Below are 21563 nucleotides of genomic sequence, written 5' to 3'. Positions count from 1 at the left end.
TCATTCAGCCGCCTCTGCCATCTTCATCCGTTCCATGTCTTCCAGCGCGCGGCGATACTCGACCGGCATCACCTTCCGGAATTTCGGCCGGAACTCGGTCCAGTGGTCGAGGATCTCTTTGGCGCGCGGCGAGCCGGTGTAGTGGAGATGGTTGGAGATCAACTGGTAGAGCCGCTCCTCGTCATGACGGGTCATGTCGCCGGAAACGTCCACCATGCCCTTGTGCATCAGATCGCCGCCGTGATGGTGCAGCTTCTCCAGCATGTCGTCCTCTTCCGGCACCGGCTGCAATTCGACCATGGCCATGTTGCAACGGCGGGCGAAATCGCCCTCCTCGTCCAGCACATAGGCGACGCCGCCCGACATGCCCGCCGCGAAGTTGCGGCCCGTCTGGCCGATGACGACGACGACGCCGCCGGTCATGTATTCGCAGCCATGGTCGCCAACGCCCTCGACGACGGCGATCGCGCCGGAATTGCGCACGGCGAAGCGCTCGCCGGCGACGCCGTTGAAGTAACACTCGCCCGAAATCGCGCCGTAGAGCACCGTATTGCCGACGATGATCGATTCGTGCGGCACGGTGACCGCTGCCTCCGGCTGGCGGATGATGATCCGCCCGCCCGAAAGCCCCTTGCCGACATAGTCGTTGCCGGCGCCGATCAGCGTGAAGGTCACGCCGCGCGCGAGGAAGGCGCCGAAGGACTGGCCGGCCGTGCCGCGCAGCGTCACGGAGATCGTGTCGTCCTTCAGGCCCTTGTGCCGGTAGCGCTTCGCCACCTCGCCCGACAGCATCGCGCCGGCCGAGCGGTCGATGTTCTTGATCTCGACGTCGATCGCAACGGGCGTCTTGTTCTCGAGCGCCGGCATGGCTTCCGCGATCAGCCTGCGGTCGAGGATGTCGACGATCGGATGGTTCTGCCGCTCGGTCCAGTAGGTCGCCTCCTTCGGCGCATCGACCTTGTGGAAGATGCGGGAGAAATCGAGGCCATTCGCCTTCCAGTGCGAGATCAGCCGGTCCTTTTCGAGCAGTTCGGACTGGCCGATGATCTCGTCGAGCTTGCGGACGCCGAGCGAGGCGAGGATCTCGCGCACTTCCTCGGCGATGAAGAAGAAGTAGTTGACCACATGCTCGGGCGAGCCCTTGAAGCGCTTGCGCAGCACCGGGTCCTGCGTCGCCACGCCGACCGGACAGGTGTTCAGGTGGCACTTGCGCATCATGATGCAGCCGGCGGCGATCAGCGGCGCGGTCGAGAAGCCGAATTCGTCGGCGCCGAGCAGCGCGCCGATGATGACGTCGCGGCCGGTCTTCAGGCCGCCGTCGACCTGCAGCGCGATGCGCGAGCGCAGGCCGTTCAGCACCAGCGTCTGGTGCGTCTCGGCAAGGCCGATCTCCCACGGAGAGCCTGCATGCTTCAGCGAGGTCAGCGGCGAGGCGCCGGTGCCGCCGTCGAAGCCGGCGATGGTGATATGATCGGCGCGCGCCTTGGCGACGCCGGCGGCGACCGTGCCGACGCCGACCTCCGAGACGAGCTTGACCGAGATGTCGGCCACCGGATTGACGTTCTTCAGATCGTAGATCAGCTGTGCCAGATCCTCGATCGAATAGATGTCATGGTGCGGCGGCGGCGAGATCAGGCCGACGCCGGGCGTCGAATGCCGGGTCTTGGCGACGGTCGCGTCGACCTTGTGGCCGGGCAACTGGCCGCCCTCTCCGGGCTTTGCGCCTTGCGCCACCTTGATCTGCAGCATGTCGCCGTTGACGAGGTATTCCGCCGTGACGCCGAAGCGGCCGGAGGCCACCTGCTTGATCGCCGAACGCTCGGGGTTCGGCGAGCCGTCATAGAGCGGGAAGTAGCGGTCGCTCTCCTCGCCGCCCTCGCCGGTGTTCGACTTGCCGCCGATGCGGTTCATGGCGACGGCGAGCGTCGTATGCGCCTCGCGCGAGATCGAGCCGAAGGACATGGCCCCGGTCGAGAAGCGCTTGACGATGTCGGCGGCCGGCTCCACCTCGTCGATCGGGATCGGCTTGCGGCCGAGCGCCTCCGCCCCCTTGATCGAGAACAGGCCGCGGATCGTGTTCATCCTGAGCGAGGTGGTGTTCACCATCTCGGCGAATTCGCGATAGCGGTCCTGCGCATTGCCGCGCACGGCATGCTGGAGCGAGGCGATCGCATCCGGGGTCCAGGCATGGCCCTCGCCGCGCATGCGATAGGCATATTCGCCGCCAATGTCGAGCGTATGCGCCAGAACGGGATCGCTGCCGAAGGCGGCCTTGTGGCGCTCGAACGTCTCGCGGGCGATCTCCGTCAGGCCGACGCCTTCGATCTGGGTGGCGGTGCCGAAGAAATACTTGTCGACGAACGCGGAGGAGAGCCCGATCGCGTCGAAGATCTGGCCGCCGCAATAGGACTGGTAGGTCGAGATGCCCATCTTGGACATGACCTTGAGGATGCCCTTGCCGACGGCCTTGATGTAGCGGTAGACGACCTCGCTGCCGTCGACCTCCTTCGGGAATTCGCCGCGCTTGTGCATGTCGGTCAGCGTGTCGAAGGCGAGGTAGGGGTTGATCGCCTCGGCGCCATAGCCGGCAAGCAGGCAGAAATGGTGGATCTCGCGCGGTTCGCCGGATTCGACGACGAGGCCGACCGAGGTGCGCAGGCCCTTGCGGATCAGGTGGTGGTGCACGGCCGCCGTCGCCAGCAGCGCGGGAATGGCGATCCGGTCCGGCCCGATCTGCCGGTCGGAGAGCACGATGATGTTGTAGCCGCCCTTGACCGCCGCTTCCGCCCGCTCGCAGAGACGGTCTAGGATGTCCGGCATGCCTTCGGCGCCGCGCTCGACATCATAGGTGAAGTCGAGCGTCTTGGTGTCGAACCGGTCTTCCGTATGCCCGATGGAGCGGATCTTCTCGAGATCGCCGTTCGTCAGGATCGGCTGGCGCACCTCCAGCCGCTTGGCATGCGCCGCGCCCTCGTGGTCGAGGATGTTCGGGCGCGGTCCGATGAAGGAGACGAGGCTCATCACCAGCTCCTCGCGGATCGGATCGATCGGCGGGTTGGTGACCTGGGCGAAGTTCTGCTTGAAATAGGTGTAGAGCAGCTTCGACTTCGACGACATCGCCGAAATCGGCGTGTCGGTGCCCATCGAGCCGATCGCTTCCTGACCGGTGGTCGCCATCGGCGACATCAGCAGCTTGGTGTCCTCCAGCGTATAGCCGAAGGCCTGCTGGCGATCGAGCAGGGAGACGTCGCGGCGCAGCGCCCGCGGCTCGACCGGCTTCAGGTCCTCGAGGATGAGCTGGGTATTGGCCAGCCACTTGGCGTAAGGGTGGCGCGCGGCGAGCTGCGACTTCACCTCCTCGTCCGAGATGATGCGGCCTTCCTGCATGTCGATCAGCAGCATCTTGCCGGGCTGGAGCCGCCACTTGCGCACGATCTTCTCCTCCGGAACGACCAGCGTGCCGGCCTCGGAGGCGAGGATGACGCGGTCGTCGTCGGTGACGATGTAGCGGGCGGGCCTGAGGCCGTTGCGGTCCAGCGTCGCGCCGATCTGCCGGCCGTCGGTGAAGCAGACCGCCGCCGGCCCGTCCCACGGCTCCATCAGCGCCGCATGGTATTCGTAGAAGGCCTTGCGCTCGGGCGACATCAGCGTGTTGCCGGCCCAGGCCTCGGGGATCAGCATCATCACCGCATGGGAGAGCGAATAGCCGCCCTGGACGAGGAATTCGAGCGCATTGTCGAAACAGGCGGTGTCCGACTGGCCTTCGTAGGAGATCGGCCAGAGCTTGGAGATGTCGGAGCCGAAGAGCGGCGAGGACACCGAGGCCTGACGCGCCGCCATCCAGTTGACGTTGCCGCGCAGCGTGTTGATCTCGCCGTTATGGGCGACCATGCGGTAGGGATGGGCGAGCTTCCACGACGGGAAGGTGTTGGTCGAGAAGCGCTGGTGCACGAGGGCAACGGCCGACTCGAAGCGCGGGTCGGAAAGGTCCCTGTAATAGGCGCCTACCTGATAGGCGAGGAACATGCCCTTGTAGACGATCGTCGAGGACGACAGCGACACGGGATAGAAGCTGCTCTCCTCGCCCTTGTACTCGTCATAGATGCGGTTGGAGATCACCTTGCGCAGCGTGAAGAGGCGCCGCTCGAACTCCGCATTGGTCGCCGCATCGCGGCCGGCGCCGATGAAGATCTGCACATGGCGCGGCTCGGTCGCGGCGATGTCGGGCGCCTTGGAGAGCGACGAATTGTCGACCGGCACGTCGCGGAAGCCGAGCAGGACCTGGCCCTCCTCCTGCACCACGGCACGGATCACCTCCTTGAAATGGGCGATCCGCGTCTCGTCCTGCGGCATGAAAATGTGGCCGACGGCATATTCGCCCGCCTTCGGCAGGACGACGCCCTGGGCCGCCATCTCCTCGCGGAAGAAGCGGTCGGGGATCTGCACGAGGATGCCCGCGCCGTCGCCCATCAGCGGATCGGCGCCGACGGCGCCGCGATGGGTAAGGTTTTCAAGGATGAACAGGCCGTCCTTGACGATCTGGTGCGACTTCTGCCCCTTCATATGGGCGACGAAGCCGACGCCGCAGGCATCGTGCTCGTTCCTCGGATCGTAGAGCCCCTGGCGCACCGGCAGGCCGGAGGCGGAAACGGGGGCTTTGTCCGCCGTCGCTTCGCGCGTCGCAGACCGAACGTCCCCATCCCGTGATGGCGTCATCATCGTCATCATGTCTCTCCTTCTTCCCGAACCCGCGCGGACGGTGCTCGCCGTCGGCATGGGCGCCCTGGCGCGGTCGCAGCCCCGCCTTTCCAATCGTCATCGTTGCATGAACCGGATCGCGCCGCAAATGCTGCGTTGCCGCAATTACCGAATTTTCCGCGGGCGCGCCGCGCCCCGCACGCATGCCAAACGGCCGTGTCGGCCGGACAGCGGACGGAGCCTCGCATCCTGACGGAAGCCTCCCTGCGTCTCGATCAAAATAGGACAGTCTTGCTGTCCTATTTCTCGGGTTCTATGCCAGAAACCGTTTGCCGCCGCAAGGGCGCGCAAGAAAAATATTCAGCGCGAAACGATCGAACATTACGTAATATTCTCTTGAATTGAAATAATATGTCGCAAACTGCGCTCTCTCTTTCATTTGCTTTCAAAGGATCGCGATCCTTGGACGGGGCCGTACCCGCCGATGCGCCTTCCCCGCGGCAAAATTCCTTCCGCTGCGGCGACGAATGCTCTAGGGTCGCGCCCGCCCGGCGGAGCCATGTTTCCCCGACCAATCGCAGGACCTTCCATGATCTTCTCTTCCGACAACTGGGCGGGCGCCGATCCCGTCATCGCCGAGCGCCTGGCGGCAGCGGCGTCCGGCTACCAGCCGGCCTATGGCACGGGCCCGCTCGACCGCAAGGTCGAGGCGACCTTCTCGGAGATCTTCGAGCGCGAGGTGGCGATCTTCTTCGTCGGCACCGGTACTGCGGCCAACTCCCTGGCGCTCGCCAGCGTCAACCGGCCCGGCGGGCAGGTGTTCTGCCACCGCGAGGCGCATGTGGCCGTCGACGAATGCGGCGCGCCGGAATTCTTCTCGACCGGCAGCCGTCTGGTCGGCATCGACGGCGCTTTCGGCAGGATGGATCCGGCGGCACTCGACGCGGCCGCGCGGCGCGCGGCGGCCGGCTCGGTGCACAACGGGCAGGCGATGGCGATCACCCTGACCCAGGCGACGGAAGCCGGCACGACCTACACGCTCGACGACATCGCCACGATCGGAGCGATCGCCCGGGACCACGGCCTGCCGCTGCACATGGACGGCGCGCGCTTCGCCAACGCCCTCGTCCATCTCGGCACGACACCGGCGGAGATGACCTGGAAACGCGGCGTCGACCTCCTCTCCTTCGGCGCCACCAAGAACGGCTGCTGGTGCGCCGAAGCGCTCGTCGTCTTCGATCCGGCCAAGGCGGCGCCGCTGCACTACCTGCGCAAGCGCTCCGCCCAGCTCTTCTCCAAATCCCGCTTCATCGCCGCCCAGTTCGACGCCTATTTCGAGGACGGACGCTGGCTGAGGCTGGCCGCCCACGCCAATGCGATGGCCGCACGGCTGGCCGACGGCATCGCCGCCGCCGATGCGGCCCGGCTCGCCTGGCCGACCGGCTCGAACGAGGTCTTCGCCATCCTGTCGCAGGCGGCGGCGGAAGGACTGCGGGCCCGGGGCGCGGTCTTCTACGACTGGCCGGCGCCGCACGGCGTCGTGATCGGCGCGGACGAGGTGATGATCCGGCTGGTCACCAGCTTCGCCATGCAGCCGGCCGATGTCGACGCCTTCATCGCCGGCCTCTGAGCAAACGGAAAACGGCGCCCCGGGGACGGGACGCCGCTTCTTGACATCAGACTGTTCCTGGACCGCGATCCGTCAGAGCGCGCTGGCCTCGATCTGGCGGGCCTGCGAGGAGGCGGCGACGATCTCGATGCGGCGCGGCTTGGCGGCTTCCGGGATCTCGCGCAGGAGATCGATATGCAGGAGGCCGTTCTTCAGCGACGCCGCCTGGATCTCGACATGGTCGGCAAGCTGGAAGCGGCGCTCGAAGGCGCGCTTGGCGATGCCGCGATAGAGGAACTGGCTTTCCTCGGTCTTGTCCTCGGACTTTTCACCCTTCACCGTCAGCGTGTGCTCGCGCGCCTCGATGGAGAGTTCGCTCTCGTCGAAGCCGGCGACGGCCATGGTGATGCGGTAGGTGTTCTCGCCCGTCCGCTCGATGTTGTAGGGCGGATAGGTCTGGGACTGGTCGGGCTGGCCGAGGCTGTCGAGCATGGTGAAGAGGCGGTCGAAGCCGACGGTGGAACGATAGAGGGGAGAGAAATCAACGTGACGCATGGTGTCCTCCTTGGAGCAACGGTTGCGATGGTCATCAGCCCTGCCGCCCCGCTCGTTCGGCGGCGGCCCGGGCGCTGCACGGGCCCGTCATCGGCGCCCGTGACAGGGAAATGGGAACGCCGTTTGCCCGCTTCAAGACCCCGACGGCACGACCGCCGCCGGATTTTCGTCCCCCGCTGAACCGGACATGAACGGCGCGTTCCGGCTGCGTTCAACGGCCCCGTCCTATCACGCCGACAAGGGGACATCCCCGGCGCCTTCAAGGGAGCGACGTCCCTTCTCCCGACAGGGGCGCGCCGGAAGGGGCGAAATGTTCATGGTCGCCCCTTCCGGCATTTTTCCTTAACCGGACCCGTGCGACATTCGAGGCGGCGCGTCCATTAAGCGGGCGCAGGGCAGGAGAAGCGAGGAGCGGGACAGTGCAGGACGTTTCCGACGTCGCGGCGCGCGCGGCGGCTCTTCACGCCACCCCGGACAATCCGGTGCCCTCGGGGGCAGCGCCCGGGCGCTTCTTCGGCGAAGGCGGCCTCAGCATCCGCCACGCGATCTTCCGTCCGGCTCTTTCCCGCGCCCTCGGCACCGTCGTGCTGCTGCAGGGCCGCAACGAGACGATCGAGAAATATTACGAGACCATCGCCGAGTTGACCGCGGCCGGCCTTTGCGTCGCCACCTTCGACTGGCGCGGACAGGGCGGCTCGGGCCGCCTGCTGCGCAGCCTCAGGCGCGGCCATGTCCGCCGTTTCGCCGACTACGAGCGCGACCTCGTCACCTTCCTCGACACGATCGTGCTGCCGGACACGCCGCCGCCCTATTTCATCCTCGCCCATTCGATGGGCGGGCTGATCGCCCTGTCGCTCGCGCCGATGCTCGCCTCGCGCATCGAGCGCATGGTGCTGGCGGCGCCCTTCACCGGGCTCGGGGCGCAGATCCTCGGCGAGCGGATGATCCGCAGCCTCGCCGGGACCGCGACGCTTGCCGGCCTCGGCATGCTGCCGCTGACGCCCGATCGGGCCCAACGCGGTTTCGAGGTCAACCTTTTGACCTCCGACCGGCGCCGCTTCGAGCGCAACCTGGCGATCTTCGCCGCCCATCCGGAACTGGCGCTCGGACCCCCGACCGCCCGCTGGCTGCACGAGACCTTCGGCGCCATGCGCCGGGTGCTGCAGCGCGAGCACCTGCACCGCATCACCATCCCGACGCTGATCCTCGCGCCCTCGGCCGACCTGCTGGTGCCGCATGCCAGCACGCTCGCCCTCGCCGAGCGGTTCCGCGCCGGGCATCTCGTCGTCATCGACGGCGCCCGCCACGAGCTTCTCCAGGAGGCGGACCGCTATCGCGCCCCGGCGATGGCCGGCATTCTCTCCTTCATCCCGGGAAGCGACGCGCCGCCGGAAACGCTCGAGGCCTGACCTCAGCCGGAAAGCACCGCCAGCGCCGCCGCATGCAGGGCGGGATTGGCGGCGGCGACGACGTTGCCGCCCATCTCGGCCCGGCCGCCGCTCCAGTCGGTGAAGACGCCGCCCGCCTGCTCGACGATCGGGATCAATCCGCCGACATCATAGGCCTGCACGCCCGACTCGACGACGAGATCGACATGGCCGGCGGCCAGCAGCGCGAAGGCATAGCAGTCGCAGCCGTAGCGGGTCAGGCGCACCTGATGTCTGAGCGCATCGAAGCGCTGCCGCGCCTCGCCCTTGTGCAGATGCGGCGAGGTGCTGAACAGGATGGCATCGGCCAAGGCCGTCACGGCGCTGCTGCGCAACCGCCGTTCGCCCTCCGGCCCGCGATAGACGGCGCCCTCCCCGTCGGCGAAGTAGCGCTCCCCGGTGAAGGGCTGGTCCATCAGGCCCATGACGGCGCGGCCCTTGTGATAAAGGCCGATCAGCGTGCCCCACATCGGCACGCCGGAGATGAAGGCGCGGGTCCCGTCGATCGGATCGATCACCCAGACGTGATCGCGCTCGAGACCCGTCGATCCGTATTCCTCGCCGAGGATGCCGTGATCGGGAAAGGTGTCGCCGATCAGGGCGCGGATCGCCGCCTCGGCGGCCCGGTCGCCCTCCGTGACCGGGTCGAAGCCGCCCGCCTCCTTGTTGACGATGCCCGTGCCGCTGCGAAAACGCGGCAGGGTTTCCTTGCCGGCCGCATCCGCGAGCCGGTCGAAAAACAGTCGATCAGGTCTCATGCCGGTCCGTCTCCGCATCCGTGATGTTCGGCCTGATATCCGCTATAGCAGAATTGTGTCCGCGCGCCATCCAGCGCGCCGCAGCGCCCCGCACTGCGGAAAGTGAACAGAATTTCATCGCCGTCGCGATGATTTTGGAGGCACGTGCCTCAGGGATAGGCAAAAGAATATCCTGTTTTGTTTCAGGGACTTCGACGAAAGTCGCAAGATCAGATCCCTCGGACGCCGAGCAAAAGCTCTTGACAATTGTGCGTCGCAGCAATACAGTCGGGCTACAGTCACTTGTGGCTGTAAATACCCTCCTTGGGTGTTTCCTCCCTAGACTTGGCCGCGCCCAAAGGCGCGGTTTTTTTTGGCGGCGGACGGGCGACGACGATCTGGAGAGAGGCCTATTCGGCGGCGAGCGGCAGATAGGCGCCATAGGCGCTGACATGCTCGGCGAGGTCAACCATGAAGCCGGTGAGGATGCGGGCGAGATCGTCGAATTGCGGCTTCTTCCGGAAGGTCACCTCGTCGATATAGAGGCTCCGGTTGATCTCGATCTGCAGCGCGTGCAGCCCGCGCGCCGGACGGCCGTAATGTTCGGTGATGAAGCCGCCTGCATAGGGCTTGTTGCGGGCGACCGCGAAGCCCTGGCCCTCCAGGAGCCCGATCGCCGTCTCGGAAAGCTGGGTCGCGGCGCTGGTGCCGTAGCGATCGCCGATGATGAAATCGGGTCGCTGGCCGGAGCCGGACAGGCGGATGTTGCCGGGCATCGAATGGCAGTCGACCAGAATGGCGAGCCCGAACTGGACATGGGTGCGGGCGATCAGCCGGCGCAGGCAAGCGTGATAGGGCTTGTAGATCGTCTCGACCCGCTCGAGCGCCTCCTCGACGGGAAAGCGGCGGGCATAGATCTCCATGTTTTCCGCCACGAGGCGCGGCACCGTGCCGAGGCCGCCCGCGACGCGCATCGAACTGATATTGGCATGCGGCGGCAGGTGCCCGTCGAACATGCGCGGATCGAGTTCGTAAGGCTCGCGATTGACGTCGAGATAGGCACGCGGGAAATGGGCAAGCAGCAGCGGCGCGCCAAGGTCGGGAGCGGCGGCGAAGAGTTCGTCGACGAAGAGATCCTCGGAGCGGCGAATCGACAGGGCGTCGAGCCGAGACTGGTCGAGGAAATGCTTCGGGTAGGAACGGCCGCTGTGAGGCGAATTGAAGACAAGCGGGATGGTCTGCGTTTGCGGTTCCTTAACCTCGAACAGACCTTGCGCCGCGCCGATCCCCTCCATTTCCGCCCTTGTTCCGTTCTCGGCCGCCATCCGTTGATGCAGCCATGTTGCCAGTTGGCCGATGCTGTGTCCATAGTCTCGCGGCGTGAGCTTGCGCGGGGTTGACCCGGCCTGTTCACGGGATATTTACCCCCCTGTAGCTTTATGGAAAGCTGAACTCTCAAGGGTACAGAAGTCAGAATCTATGGCCGACAACATGACTGTGAAAATCCTCCTCGCGGAAGACGACAACGACATGCGCCGCTTCCTCGTGAAGGCGCTGGAAAAGGCCGGCTACAAGGTCTCGTCCTATGACAATGGCGCGAGCGCCTATGACCGGCTGCGCGAGGAACCCTTCTCGCTGCTCCTCACCGACATCGTCATGCCGGAGATGGACGGCATCGAGCTCGCCCGCCGGGCGACCGAACTCGACCCCGATCTCAAGGTGATGTTCATCACCGGCTTTGCCGCGGTGGCGCTCAATCCGGATTCGAAGGCGCCGCGCGACGCGAAGGTGCTGTCGAAGCCCTTCCACCTTCGCGATCTGGTCGACGAAGTCAATAAAATGCTTGCCGCATAAGCACTTGACAGGTTTCCGGCCCCGATTGAAAAAATCCGTCAGAAACCTGTTGACGCCGCGGCGCATTCTATGGTCTATGCCGCGTCACTGGATGGGCGTGTAGCTCAGCGGGAGAGCACTACGTTGACATCGTAGGGGTCACAGGTTCAATCCCTGTCACGCCCACCATTCGAACCCCTGATAACGTTGAAAAATCCGCTTCGGCGGGTTTTTTCGTTTCAGGAGGGTAACACGCTACTGACACGCTGGTGAGCGTCGGGACCGTGTAGGACAGGTTCAATTCCTTGAAGTAGGCGTCGATGGCCTGCCTGCCCTTGGACAGGTAATCCGGATCGTACTCGGCGTAGTCCTCGGTGACGCCCGGTATCTTGTGGCCCAGCATCCCCTTCACTTCCCATGCAGGGACAGCACGCTTGCGAAGCTCCTTCGCCATCGTGTGCCGAAGGCTATAGGGCGTGATCTCGGATGACAGCCCTGCCCGCTCCACAGCTTTCTCAAAGGTCTTCTTCACGCTCTTCACGGGTCTGCCGTTCCACATGACGAAGGCCGGGACATTCATAGCCCGAACGAACGGCAGGAGCGTGTCGGTCAAGGGCACGGTCGGGCGGTACTTCTTCGTCTGCTTTCTGCCCTTCGGGTTCAGCCGCACAAGCCTGTCCTCAATGTTGATCTGGGCCGGGGTAAGCTCAAGCACGGCTTCCGGTCGGGACAGGGTGTTCAACATGATCATGCTGAAAGTGAAGACGTGCGGCCACTGCTGAACCTTCGTGAGGAACCGGCGCATTTCGCTCTGGCTAAGGCGATATGGTTCCTTGGCATCGCTGCGGTCGGATACGGTCATGATGTGCGGCGCTGATTTGATCTCACCACGCTTCCACGCCCTGTTTACGGCGGCGCTGCCTACCGACAACACGCGGCTGACATAGCTTTGCTTGAAGCCCTTGGCCCGCATCCACGCAACGAACTCTTCCTGCCGTTCGATAGCCAGTTCGGAAACCATGGACGGCCCCCAGAAGTCGAGCCAATGAACAAGGGCATGGCGTGCGGCTTCTTCGGACGGAAGGTTGATGGCGTGCTGCTCGTAGTACCGGGTCAGGACCGTTCCTAGCGGCATGTCTGCCGTGTCGAAGTCCTTCGGCTTCATACGAGCCTGAACGAACTCGTAGAGAGCTATTTTTGCTTCTTCAAGGTCTTTAGTGCGTAGTGATGCGCGGCGTGTTTGTCCAGTTTCAGGGTCAAACCATCCGGCTTTGTAGACGGGGGAACTGCTGTGGAGAGTGAGGAAGTATTCTCCGATTTGGAACCGTTCTTCGGCCATGACGCTAAACTCTCTCTGTAGGCTTCAAGTTGTTCAATGCTGTATTGGTATCCGCCGCCGATCTTGTAGAAGCCGATTTCGCCGCGCTTCCTGATCCGGGCTAGGGTGAACTTCGAGACGCCTAGCCATGCAGCGGCCTGCTTCTCACTGCGCATGTGGGCCGATCCGGGCTTGTAGGGCGGGTCTGCCGATTGCTGGGCCATCTTGGCGAACTGAAGCCCCTTCTTCGGGGGGGTCTGGGGCGGGAACTTCGATAGGGTGCTTTCAGGCATCGCGGGTGCCTTCAAGCAACGGCGTGTTGCCGGAAACTCCAGATGGATTGGCGAACTTTTCAAAGCCGCTGCCGGTCTTCTCGCCTTCGCGAATGGCTGACAGAATAGCGACAATCTCTGCGCTCATGGAGCGGTGATTGCGGATCGAACGATTTCCGGCCCACTCTTTGATTTCCATGGGAAGACGGATGCTTGTTGAATGGCGGTTGCTCATGCTGATAACTCCGGTATGAGAGTGTATTACATTTGAATACCTGTAATCATATGCATTCAAATGCATCACACATCAAGAGGGACTTGTGCCTTGGCTGAAAAACTATCCGACGCCACAAGCATGCGTTTGCCTGTCAGTCTCCGCGAGAAGCTGGAAAGGGCCGCAAAACGGGGCGGGCGATCAATGAACGCTGAAATCAGACTGCGACTAGAACAGAGCTTTGGAAAAGCATCGGGGGAAGGCACGGAAAGCGCTGCCGATTGGGAACTCGGTGAGCTGCGGGCTGAACTGGTCAGCGTCAAAGCGCAACTGGCGACATTGACCAATCGTGTGGACCGGATCGACAAGTCCGATCATTAAAATTTTCGTCAAATACGAGATGTGCAATTAGTTGCAATTGGGAACTAAGCGAGATGACGGTGCGAACGTGTCGTGCACCTACTCTCTATCCCCGAGCTGCCGCATGCCTTTGGCCCCTTGCCGCGCCCATTCGTCCCAATAAGGAAAGCGTTGCTTCAGGAAATTTTTCCGTTCATCGGACACGTATGGAGTAAGCGAGACCGCATCCTCTTTGCCCGTGATAGATAGTCTGTACTCCGCGTGTGACGGACCTAGTTCAATTGTTGGTGGCATCGACACGGCTCTAAATCGCGTGCCATCGAATTTCACGGTCATGTATTGCTCATGATCCTTGATCGGGCGAAGGCGATCAAAAGTCATATAATACTCATTTGACCGCTGAAGTCGTGGGCGCTTTGCGGCCAAGTCGTCCTGTCCTTCAAACTCTGCACGCCGACCGAATATAAGGACGTACTGCGGGAGGAAGGTGCGGCGATGGAAATAAGACGGACCACAATAGTGTTCTAAGAACGCATCCTGATTTCGTGGCTTCTCGAACCACATACGCCACTCGGTTAGCTGATTTTGTGCCTGCGTAAACGCGGCTGTTGGCTGTCCATCTTTGCGAAACCAACGTTTGGATGGTGCTTCGATCTCAATAACCACGGCGTAGGTAGTGCCGCTATCCGTCGCGACCCACATGAAATCCGGTATGCGTGAATTGAAGCCGGGAAGTTTCGGCTGAGCGATCAGTGCGCAAGGGTAACAAGAATGCCCCGAAGGTCCGGACATGCTTTGTCCGCCCGGAACCATACAAGGGTGCCGTTCCAAGAACGCCTGAATGTTCGCTTCAACTTGACCTTCGGGAGAGTTTAAAAGCTCGTGCCACTCCCGCTCTACAATTTGGGCGTATTCATCCCAATGCATAGCGGATGCGGGTGGCGTGGCCATTTCATAAGTTTTTGCGAAGACAAGAGCCATTCATGTTGAATACTCACAATGTCAACCTTTGTCATCCGTTTCGGCTCCCGGCCCCGCGGAGGTCTCAGGCAAGCTGGGCGAGCTTTTGGCCTTCGGTTCGCCAGAACCTCTCTGGACGCTGAAGGGCAGCATCAACGGCAGACGCGACATGTTGTTCTCAGTCCGCTCTTGCCGAGGGCAGCCAACAGCCGCAAACAACCGATGCGGCGCATATTTATTGGATAGAACTTTGACCACCGAAGCAAATCGGATAGGCATCATTCCTGTAAACTTGGGGGACGATGCGGACTTATGCCGACACTGCGATGGTTGACGAGGGAAGATGACATCAGGGCTGCCGGGGCAGTGCCCTACCGGCTGCTAGAGGAAGTCGCCAATCTCGGCTACGGCGACCGCGATAACGGCAATATGCTTATTCAGGGCGATAACCTCGACGCCTTGAAGGCGCTGCTGCCCTTTTACGCCGGGCAGGTGAAGTGCATCTACATCGATCCGCCCTATAATACCCGCTCGGCCTTTGAGCATTACGACGACAATCTGGAACACAGCCAATGGCTGGCGATGATCTGGCCTCGGCTGGAGTTGCTGCGCGAGTTGCTGGCCGAAGATGGCAGCATCTGGGTCAGCATCGACGATAATGAGGGACATTACCTCAAGGTCGTGATGGACGAGGTGTTCGGGCGGCGGAACTTCGTTACCACGGTCATTTGGCACAAGATGTTCTCGGTCAAGAACTCGGCGCAGTATTTTTCCGAAGACCACGATTATGTGTCGGTCTATGCGCGCAACAAAGACATCTGGCGCCCAAACGAGCTTCCACGCTCCGAGAAGCAAGATGCGATGTATAAAAATCCGGATAACGACCCTCGCGGCCCTTGGACCTCCGGCGACTTCTCGGCTCGAAACTTCTATGGGGCAGGAACCTACCCTATCACCAATCCTGCGGGTCGCGTGATCGCGGGTCCACCGCCGGGCATGTATTGGCGCTTCTCAAAGGAGAAGCTGGCTGAACTTGACGCAGACAATCGCATCTGGTGGGGAAAAGATGGAAACGGCGTGCCTCGCTTGAAGCGGTTTCTCTCCGAAGTGAAAGGTGGCCGGGTTCCGCAAACCATTTGGCAACACGCGGAAGTAGGACACACCCAAGAGGCGAAGAAGGAAGTCGTGGCTCTGGACGCTGACGACGTTTTCACAACTCCGAAGCCGGAGCGATTGCTTCAGCGCGTGCTGACCATCGCTACTAAGCCCGGCGATCTCGTGCTGGACAGCTTCCTCGGCTCAGGCACGACGGCGGCAGTCGCGCATAAGATGGGCCGTCGCTACATCGGTATCGAGATGGGCGATCATGCCGCGACCCATTGTCAGCCGCGCTTGAAAAAGGTCGTAGACGGCGAACAGGGGGGTATCTCGAAGGCAGTGAACTGGCAGGGCGGCGGCGGCTTTCGCTATTTCCGGCTCGGCGCGTCGGTGTTTGACGAGACCGGGCAGATACGCCCCGACATCGAGTTTCCCGTACTCGCGGCGCATGTGTGGTTCTCGGAAACACGGCAACCGTGGTCCCGGCCCGATCCGCTGTCGCCCGTTCTCGGCGTCCATGACGGGCGGGCCTATGCTCTGCTCTACAACGGCATTCTGGGCGACAAGTCAGTGAGCGGCGGCAATGTGCTGACCCGCAAGACGCTGGCCGTGATCCGTGCCGCGCTGCCGGAGGGCTTCTCCGGTCCCGTCACCGTCTATGGCGAACGATCCGCGCTGTCCGACACCACGCTGGCGAGCGAGCAGATCAGCTTCAAGCAAACCCCTTATGATGTGAAGGCGCGGGCGTGATGGAACTCAAGACCTACCAGACCCAGACGCTCGCAACTTTGCGCAAGTTCCTTGAACAGGCTCGCGTGGTAGGCCCCGGAGCGGCCTACGAGGCCATCGTCGCCGAACCCGAAATGGCGAAACGGCTGAAAGGCTTTGCAGGCTCATACAAGGCTTTGAACGGCTCGGGCGAGACGCCCTATGTCTGCCTGCGGCTGCCCACCGGCGGCGGCAAGACCGTGCTCGCAGCTCACGCCGTCAACATCGCCAAGGAGACGTGGATCGAACGCGACTTTCCGCTGGTGCTGTGGCTGGTGCCCACGACCACGATCCGCAAGCAGACCGTGGATGCGCTTAAAAATCCCCGCCATCCATATCGCGCTGCGCTGGACGATGCATTCGCCGGTCGCGTCCGCGTGTTCGACATCGGCGATTTCACACAACTCCTGCCGCATGACCTGCGCTCGAACTGCTGCGTCGTCGTCGCCACGATCCAGACGCTGCGCGTCAAGGACACCGAGGGCCGTAAGGTCTACGCCCACCACGAAATGCTGGAACCGCATTTCACCGGCGTACCCGACAGGATGCCGGGGCTGGAGTTAATCGAAGATGGCAGGGGCGCGGGTACGATCAAGTTCTCCTTCGCCAATTTGATGCACCTGCACCAACCGCTGATGATCGTTGACGAGGCGCACAAGGCTGTTACTGGACTGTCGCGGGAAATGCAGAGCCGCGTGAACCCGACCGCCATCATCGAGTTCACCGCGACCCCGCGCACCAACTCCAACATCCTGCATTCGGTCTCAGCTCAGGAACTCAAAGACGAGGAAATGATCAAGCTGCCGGTCATGCTCGCCGAGCATCAGACATGGCAGGCTGCCGTCACCGGCGCAATCTCGAAGCGGGCCGAACTTGCAGAGGATGCCAGCCGGGAACGTGACTACATTCGTCCCATCGTCCTGTTTCAGGCCCAGAACAAGGATGAGGAAGTCACCGTCGCCGTGCTCAGGCAGCACCTGATCGATGTGGAGGGTATCGAGGAGCACCGTATCGCTGTTGCCACCGGCGACCAGCGTGAGCTTGATGGCATCAACCTGTTCGATCCCGACTGTGAGATAGATTTCATCATCACGGTCGAGGCGCTGAAGGAAGGCTGGGACTGCTCCTTCGCCTACGTGTTCTGCTCAGTCGCCAACATCCACAGCGCCACCGACGCCGAGCAACTACTGGGGCGCGTGCTGCGTATGCCCTACGCCAAGCGGCGGTCGGTTCCGTCGCTCAACCGTGCCTATGCCAATCTGACCTCGAAATCGTTCTCGGAGGCCGCTTATGCCCTGCGCGACAGGCTCGTCGCAATGGGTTTCGAGGAAGGCGAGGCCGAGGACAACATTCTGCCGGAGCAGCTTGACCTCAATGAAGGTCTGTTCGGCCATGCTCGCCGCCCGCAGCCGAGCGTTGCCGTATCACTCGACGCCCTTCCCGCCGCCGTGAAGGAACTGGAAGCTGCCGCGCCGTCCAAGGTCCGCGTCACTGCCGGGGAGGATGGCAAGGCCGTAGTGAAAATCACCGGCTTCCTCAGCCCTGCCGAGAAACAGAAGTTGATCGCGGCATTGCCCAAGGCGGAAGCGGGAGGCTTCTCCGAACAGATTGCCAGTTACGAGGCGGAGCACCTGCATCAAGCCTCGCCTGCCGAGCGGGGCGAGACCTTCATCGTCCCGGCGCTGATGGCATGGGTACAGGGTGAGCTTGAACTCGCCGACACCGACATCCTCATGGAGTATCACGACTGGTCGCTCGCCGACCATTCGCCAAAGCTGGAGGCCAAGGACTTCGCCATTCAGGCGACGGCGGACACATTCGAGATCGACATCGACCAGCAGCGGCTGTTCGTGAAGCACGCCGACCAGAGCGCCCAGCTTCTGCTCGACATCCCTGTCGAAGGCTGGAGCGAACAGACGCTTGTGCTGTTCCTCGACCGGCAGGTGCGAGACAAGTTTATCGGTCAGGGGGAACTGGTCCGCTGGTTGACCGAGTTGGTGAACTGCCTGACCGGGCCGCGCAACATCCCGTTGTCGGCGCTGATGCAGTGCAAGTATCCGCTCGCCCGCAAGGTCAAGGAGCGTATCACCGAAATCCGCGCCAAGGAACGCGAGGGCGTCTATCAACGCTCGCTGTTCGCGCCGGAGGCCAAACCCGAAATCTCCTTCGACAGCGGCTTCGTATTCGCCGACGACATGTTCGCGGGCGTCCGCACCTATCGCGGCTCCTATCGCTTCTCGAAACACTTCACCGGCTGGGATCAGGTCGCAGCCTTCGATGGTGCCGACGATGGCGAAGAACTGAACTGCGCCAAGCTGCTCGACAGTTTGCCCGCGGTGAAGCACTGGATCAGGAACGTGCCGAAGCATCCCGCCGCGTTCTGGCTACCCACCGCATCGGGCAAGTTCTACCCGGACTTCGTGGCTGAACTGACTGATGGCCGTATCCTCGTGGTTGAATACAAAGGTGCGCATCTGACCGATGCCGCCGACACGGACGAGAAACGCGCCATCGGGGCGCTGTGGGAGAAGGCCAGTGACGGCAAGGGGCTGTTTCTCATGGCCGAGAAGCAGGTGGACGGGAAGGACGTGCGGGGGCAGATGTTGGCGAAGGTTCGCTAGGTCACATTCGCGGTGCAGCTAAATCCTTTACCTCAACGACCATGCGACAGCATTTTTACTTGTAGCTGGCCAGCGATGTAAGTCCGCTCAACTTCATGCACCATTAAAGTGCTTATCCGGGACGCTCACTATTTTTCCAAAATTGAAAGCTAGCCTGAGAAACGCTAGAAAAGACCATAGGAAGATAGTGAACCAGACCGCGACGGCCCGGTACCCCCAACTGTCGCCAGAAATCAGTCCCGGCTCGGTGACAATTAAAGGTATCGTTGCAAAGGTTAGAATGAAGCCCGAATAGATCGCTCGTTTGATGTAGCCTATGAACAAGCGCATCGCACGGGTTCCGCGAAGCGCCGCAATGAAGCCGTCGCTCTTGCCAACAACGAAGCCATAAACCGCGAATGCAAAGCCCGTCTGTATGGCAGCCCAGCCAAAAATAGCACCATACAGCCCTTGACTTTTCCAGCGACCAGATGCGAATTCCCCCGAAATTCCACCTGAAAACACGAACAAGAGAAAGCCCCCCACGAGTGCAAAGCCTAGTGGCGACCATTGTTCAAAAAGTAGGCTGAACGATAGCTTGCTATCATTCTGTTGGTTATCTGGCATTTAAGACTTGCCTTAAGATGCCCGCTCGGACCTGATAGTTTCTTTCTGGATCATTGCGTGGAAGGTCTGTTTCGCGCCGCTCCGAAAGTACTTCGTCAATAAGGTTGATGTCTTCGACAGGTTCGTCATCGTCAGTTTTCACAGATGCCCGCAGTGACCGAACATCACCCCCGCCGCCTTGGAAGAGACCAAAAAATGCGGTTGCGAGCTCTTTTGCCGCAGGTCCAAGCGACCCCTTATTATTACCCATGCCCATTTCAATTGTGATGACTGGTGCGTTGTAGGCTTCACCGAGCTGTTGGAACGTCTGAGCTACCGACGCCCCCTGTGGCTCGATTGCTCCTAAATGGTTTGGGCTTGCGATCCCGATACGCAATTTTCGTACTGGACTTTCGAGAAACTTCTCCCAGTTTTCGGCATCAAGCTGCGGCGTGATACGATATGCAAATCGTCCGTCGATTTGGAGAAGGTAGTCCATCACTCGACCCGGCGATACGATCCGCGTGTCGTATTGGATCGCCAACGTATGGTCGTTCGGTCGAAATCGGAATGCAACACCGCTACCTAGGGGGTTGTCAATCTCCAACCCTCTCACGCCATCCTGTCGAACCTCAAACGGGAAGTTCGTGTCACTGACACGAATGAACTCTCCTTGAACCTCACCACCAGCATCAACTGCATGTCGCTCAAGGCGAACTACATATCCTTGGCCGACTTGAATTTGGCGCTGTGGGTAGTCACGAGCATTGATTTCGGCCAATGCGTCAACGAGCATCGGCACGTTGCCGTTCATCCGTTCGACAGTATAGAAGCGAAATGACAGTTTATTCGACATAAAGGCCCCTCCCGATGTGACACTACGGCGGCAGTTGGATGCTCGTCAAACGGGAAATATGAAGAAAGCATAACGGCATTGATAACTTTCCCACACTAATCGAGAAGTTCTACGCTTATGTTCCGGCAGTCACTTGTTGCACCTTTCATCATGCTCAACGAGAGCCTCGGCGCGTCCGACCTGTCAGGAAGCCCGATGTGCAGGAATGCCATGAAGGTGCTTGGCCGAGCCAGTGAGGATGGCGGCATCCTGCTCACCAAGTCCGGTGCGTTCAATCGCAAGTTCGTCACCTGGGCGGCGGAGGATTTCCGCTGGCCCGGCTTTGAGGCGGAGCAGCTCTATGTCGTCAACAAGGTGCTGAACGAGCAGGACTTCCCACCCCTTGCCATCATGCACGAGCTTCTGGTCGGCGCACGGCTGATCCGCCGCTACAAAGGCAAGGCGCTGCCGACAAAGGCGGGCAAAACGTTGCTCGGCGACCCCGGCGCATTGCAGGCCGAACTGTTCGACACCTATTTCACCGGCTACGATTTTCTCGGCCACGAACGGTTCCCCATCGACCACGACGACGCCGACTTCGTGCATTTCCTCGGGGTGATAAAGAACCGGCTCGATGACTGGATGCCGATGACGGAGCTGGCGGGCTGGTGCTTGCCGCTCGACCTCATCACCAACTATCGGTTCAGCCCGCTGGAGGATGCCTGCTACTACCTTCTGTCCCGCCTCATGCGCCCGCTTCTGTGGCTGGGCATGATCGAGCGCCATCCCGATACCGAGAGATATGGCAGCATCTATGACCGCCGCTATCGCAAGACGCCGCTCTTTGGCCGTTTCCTGCATTTCAATTTCACAAGGGCGACGAGCGGGACCGTCCATTGACGCCATCACGACGGGGCAGCAACCATGACCACGAAGGGAGCCGCAACATGAAATTCATTTTGACCGCACTGGCATTGGTCGTCGCCGCTATGCAGTGCAGTCATCGACGATCCTACAGCCCCAGGCGCTTTTTGGCCGCGCTCTGGTCTTTCACGCATTGCTCGACACCTTCCCAATAGTCGCCAAACGCCTGTCTGCAGAACTGCATGATGGGATCGGCTACGGTAGCCTGGCGCGCAATCTCCTCGTTCTTCTGCCCGAAAACGAACTTGGTGCCGCTCTTCTGAAGGACGGCGCAATCCAGCGCCGCAGTTTTTGTCGTCTCCTTCACGCACACGCTCATCACGTTCTTTTTCCATTGCTGCGCATACTGGTCAGCAAGGCCGGGTTCGTTCTCCGGAAGAAGTTCGCTCTTTCGAAAGCCGGTTTCATGGATTTCAGAAAAGCAGGTCAGGGCGCTCTCGATGCTGGACATCTTCACACAGAGTTTCGCGAGGCGCTCGACATCATACTGAATGCAGCAGTCGGCGTCCTTGGCGAAAATCTTCCGGCATTCCGCAGCCACAGGCCGGTCTCCAAGGACCGCTTCGCAGGTGCGTTGCTGGTCCTCGCGCTGATTTTGCTGGGCAAGGGTAGGGTCGGCCATGAACGCGAACGCCAATACCAAAAGCCATTTCATCAATGCCATCACGTCTCTCTTTCGCCTGTTTTGAAGCCTGTCGCGCCGACTGCAACCTTGCCGTTAGCACCCGTTAATAGGGAATTATACCCGC

General features: G+C 61.6%; 18 protein-coding genes and 1 tRNA gene. 8 read left to right on the top strand and 11 right to left on the bottom strand.

The window, feature by feature from the left end; genetic code table 11:
• On the bottom strand, positions 1–4725 hold the full coding sequence (gene gltB, locus ACEVQ6_RS03695; RefSeq protein WP_374887551.1) for a glutamate synthase large subunit: 4725 nt from the start codon (positions 4723–4725) through the stop codon (positions 1–3).
• Positions 4726–5287: 562 nt separating this feature from the next.
• Here gltB and ACEVQ6_RS03690 point away from each other — a divergent pair.
• Positions 5288–6328, top strand: a complete 1041-nt coding sequence (locus ACEVQ6_RS03690) for a threonine aldolase family protein (protein WP_374887550.1) — start codon at positions 5288–5290, stop codon at positions 6326–6328.
• Between the two features lie 72 nt (positions 6329–6400).
• Here the strand turns inward: ACEVQ6_RS03690 and ACEVQ6_RS03685 are convergent, their stop codons facing one another.
• A complete protein-coding gene (locus ACEVQ6_RS03685; RefSeq protein ID WP_374887549.1) occupies positions 6401–6862 on the bottom strand; it encodes an Hsp20 family protein in 462 nt (153 codons plus the stop codon).
• A 419-nt stretch (positions 6863–7281) separates the two neighbouring features.
• On the opposite strand from ACEVQ6_RS03685, the gene ACEVQ6_RS03680 reads away from it, so the two are divergent.
• Positions 7282–8271: an alpha/beta fold hydrolase gene (locus ACEVQ6_RS03680; protein ID WP_374887548.1), complete on the top strand. Its 990-nt coding sequence runs from the start codon at positions 7282–7284 to the stop codon at positions 8269–8271.
• A gap of 2 nt (positions 8272–8273) precedes the next feature.
• On the opposite strand, the gene hisN is transcribed toward ACEVQ6_RS03680, so the two are convergent.
• Together hisN and ACEVQ6_RS03670 are read right to left on the bottom strand one after the other, a co-directional pair.
• Positions 8274–9047 carry a histidinol-phosphatase gene (gene hisN / locus ACEVQ6_RS03675; protein WP_374887547.1) on the bottom strand — a complete coding sequence of 258 codons (774 nt, stop codon included), beginning with the start codon at positions 9045–9047 and terminating at the stop codon, positions 8274–8276.
• Positions 9048–9436: 389 nt separating this feature from the next.
• On the bottom strand, positions 9437–10321 hold the full coding sequence (locus tag ACEVQ6_RS03670) for an N-formylglutamate amidohydrolase (protein WP_374887546.1): 885 nt from the start codon (positions 10319–10321) through the stop codon (positions 9437–9439).
• A gap of 196 nt (positions 10322–10517) precedes the next feature.
• On the opposite strand from ACEVQ6_RS03670, the gene cpdR1 reads away from it, so the two are divergent.
• Entirely contained in the window at positions 10518–10880 is a 363-nt protein-coding gene (gene cpdR1, locus ACEVQ6_RS03665) for a response regulator CpdR1 (protein ID WP_374887545.1), read from the top strand.
• 93 nt (positions 10881–10973) lie between these two features.
• Positions 10974–11048, top strand: a tRNA-Val gene (locus tag ACEVQ6_RS03660).
• On the opposite strand, the gene ACEVQ6_RS03655 is transcribed toward ACEVQ6_RS03660, so the two are convergent.
• From ACEVQ6_RS03655 to ACEVQ6_RS03645, 3 genes are all read right to left on the bottom strand, one after another.
• Positions 10999–11664 carry a site-specific integrase gene (locus ACEVQ6_RS03655; RefSeq protein ID WP_374887794.1) on the bottom strand — a complete coding sequence of 222 codons (666 nt, stop codon included), beginning with the start codon at positions 11662–11664 and terminating at the stop codon, positions 10999–11001. The two genes, ACEVQ6_RS03660 and ACEVQ6_RS03655, sit on opposite strands and share 50 nt — an antisense overlap.
• Before the next feature lie 386 nt (positions 11665–12050).
• Positions 12051–12470, bottom strand: coding sequence for a helix-turn-helix domain-containing protein (locus ACEVQ6_RS03650; RefSeq protein WP_374887544.1), 420 nt, complete (start codon positions 12468–12470; stop codon positions 12051–12053).
• Positions 12463–12684 carry an Arc family DNA-binding protein gene (locus tag ACEVQ6_RS03645; protein WP_374887543.1) on the bottom strand — a complete coding sequence of 74 codons (222 nt, stop codon included), beginning with the start codon at positions 12682–12684 and terminating at the stop codon, positions 12463–12465. The genes ACEVQ6_RS03650 and ACEVQ6_RS03645 overlap by 8 nt, the downstream gene beginning before the upstream one ends.
• 90 nt (positions 12685–12774) lie before the next feature.
• Between ACEVQ6_RS03645 and ACEVQ6_RS03640 the strand changes: the two genes are divergently transcribed.
• Positions 12775–13044, top strand: coding sequence for an Arc family DNA-binding protein (locus tag ACEVQ6_RS03640; protein ID WP_374887542.1), 270 nt, complete (start codon positions 12775–12777; stop codon positions 13042–13044).
• Positions 13045–13122: 78 nt separating this feature from the next.
• Here the strand turns inward: ACEVQ6_RS03640 and ACEVQ6_RS03635 are convergent, their stop codons facing one another.
• Entirely contained in the window at positions 13123–14004 is an 882-nt protein-coding gene (locus tag ACEVQ6_RS03635; protein WP_374887541.1) for a Shedu anti-phage system protein SduA domain-containing protein, read from the bottom strand.
• 291 nt (positions 14005–14295) lie between these two features.
• Between ACEVQ6_RS03635 and ACEVQ6_RS03630 the strand changes: the two genes are divergently transcribed.
• Both ACEVQ6_RS03630 and ACEVQ6_RS03625 read left to right on the top strand, forming a co-directional pair.
• Entirely contained in the window at positions 14296–15831 is a 1536-nt protein-coding gene (locus tag ACEVQ6_RS03630; RefSeq protein ID WP_374887540.1) for a site-specific DNA-methyltransferase, read from the top strand.
• Positions 15831–18470: a DEAD/DEAH box helicase gene (locus tag ACEVQ6_RS03625; RefSeq protein WP_374887539.1), complete on the top strand. Its 2640-nt coding sequence runs from the start codon at positions 15831–15833 to the stop codon at positions 18468–18470. Before ACEVQ6_RS03630 ends, ACEVQ6_RS03625 begins: the two co-directional genes overlap by 1 nt.
• 93 nt (positions 18471–18563) lie before the next feature.
• Here the strand turns inward: ACEVQ6_RS03625 and ACEVQ6_RS03620 are convergent, their stop codons facing one another.
• Positions 18564–19076, bottom strand: a complete 513-nt coding sequence (locus ACEVQ6_RS03620; RefSeq protein WP_374887538.1) for a hypothetical protein — start codon at positions 19074–19076, stop codon at positions 18564–18566.
• Positions 19066–19911, bottom strand: coding sequence for a hypothetical protein (locus tag ACEVQ6_RS03615; protein WP_374887537.1), 846 nt, complete (start codon positions 19909–19911; stop codon positions 19066–19068). The genes ACEVQ6_RS03620 and ACEVQ6_RS03615 overlap by 11 nt, the downstream gene beginning before the upstream one ends.
• A 210-nt stretch (positions 19912–20121) precedes the next feature.
• Between ACEVQ6_RS03615 and ACEVQ6_RS03610 the strand changes: the two genes are divergently transcribed.
• Entirely contained in the window at positions 20122–20790 is a 669-nt protein-coding gene (locus ACEVQ6_RS03610) for a hypothetical protein (RefSeq protein ID WP_374887536.1), read from the top strand.
• A gap of 112 nt (positions 20791–20902) precedes the next feature.
• Here ACEVQ6_RS03610 and ACEVQ6_RS03605 read toward each other — a convergent pair whose 3' ends face one another.
• Positions 20903–21478 carry a hypothetical protein gene (locus tag ACEVQ6_RS03605; protein ID WP_374887535.1) on the bottom strand — a complete coding sequence of 192 codons (576 nt, stop codon included), beginning with the start codon at positions 21476–21478 and terminating at the stop codon, positions 20903–20905.
• Between the last annotated feature and the right edge of the window lie 85 nt (positions 21479–21563).

This window comes from Ensifer soli (assembly GCF_041928815.1).
In the GTDB taxonomy this organism is placed as follows: domain Bacteria; phylum Pseudomonadota; class Alphaproteobacteria; order Rhizobiales; family Rhizobiaceae; genus JBHFEI01.
Note: the sequence above shows the minus strand (reverse complement) of the source record. Positions and strands in the feature narration are given on the sequence as shown.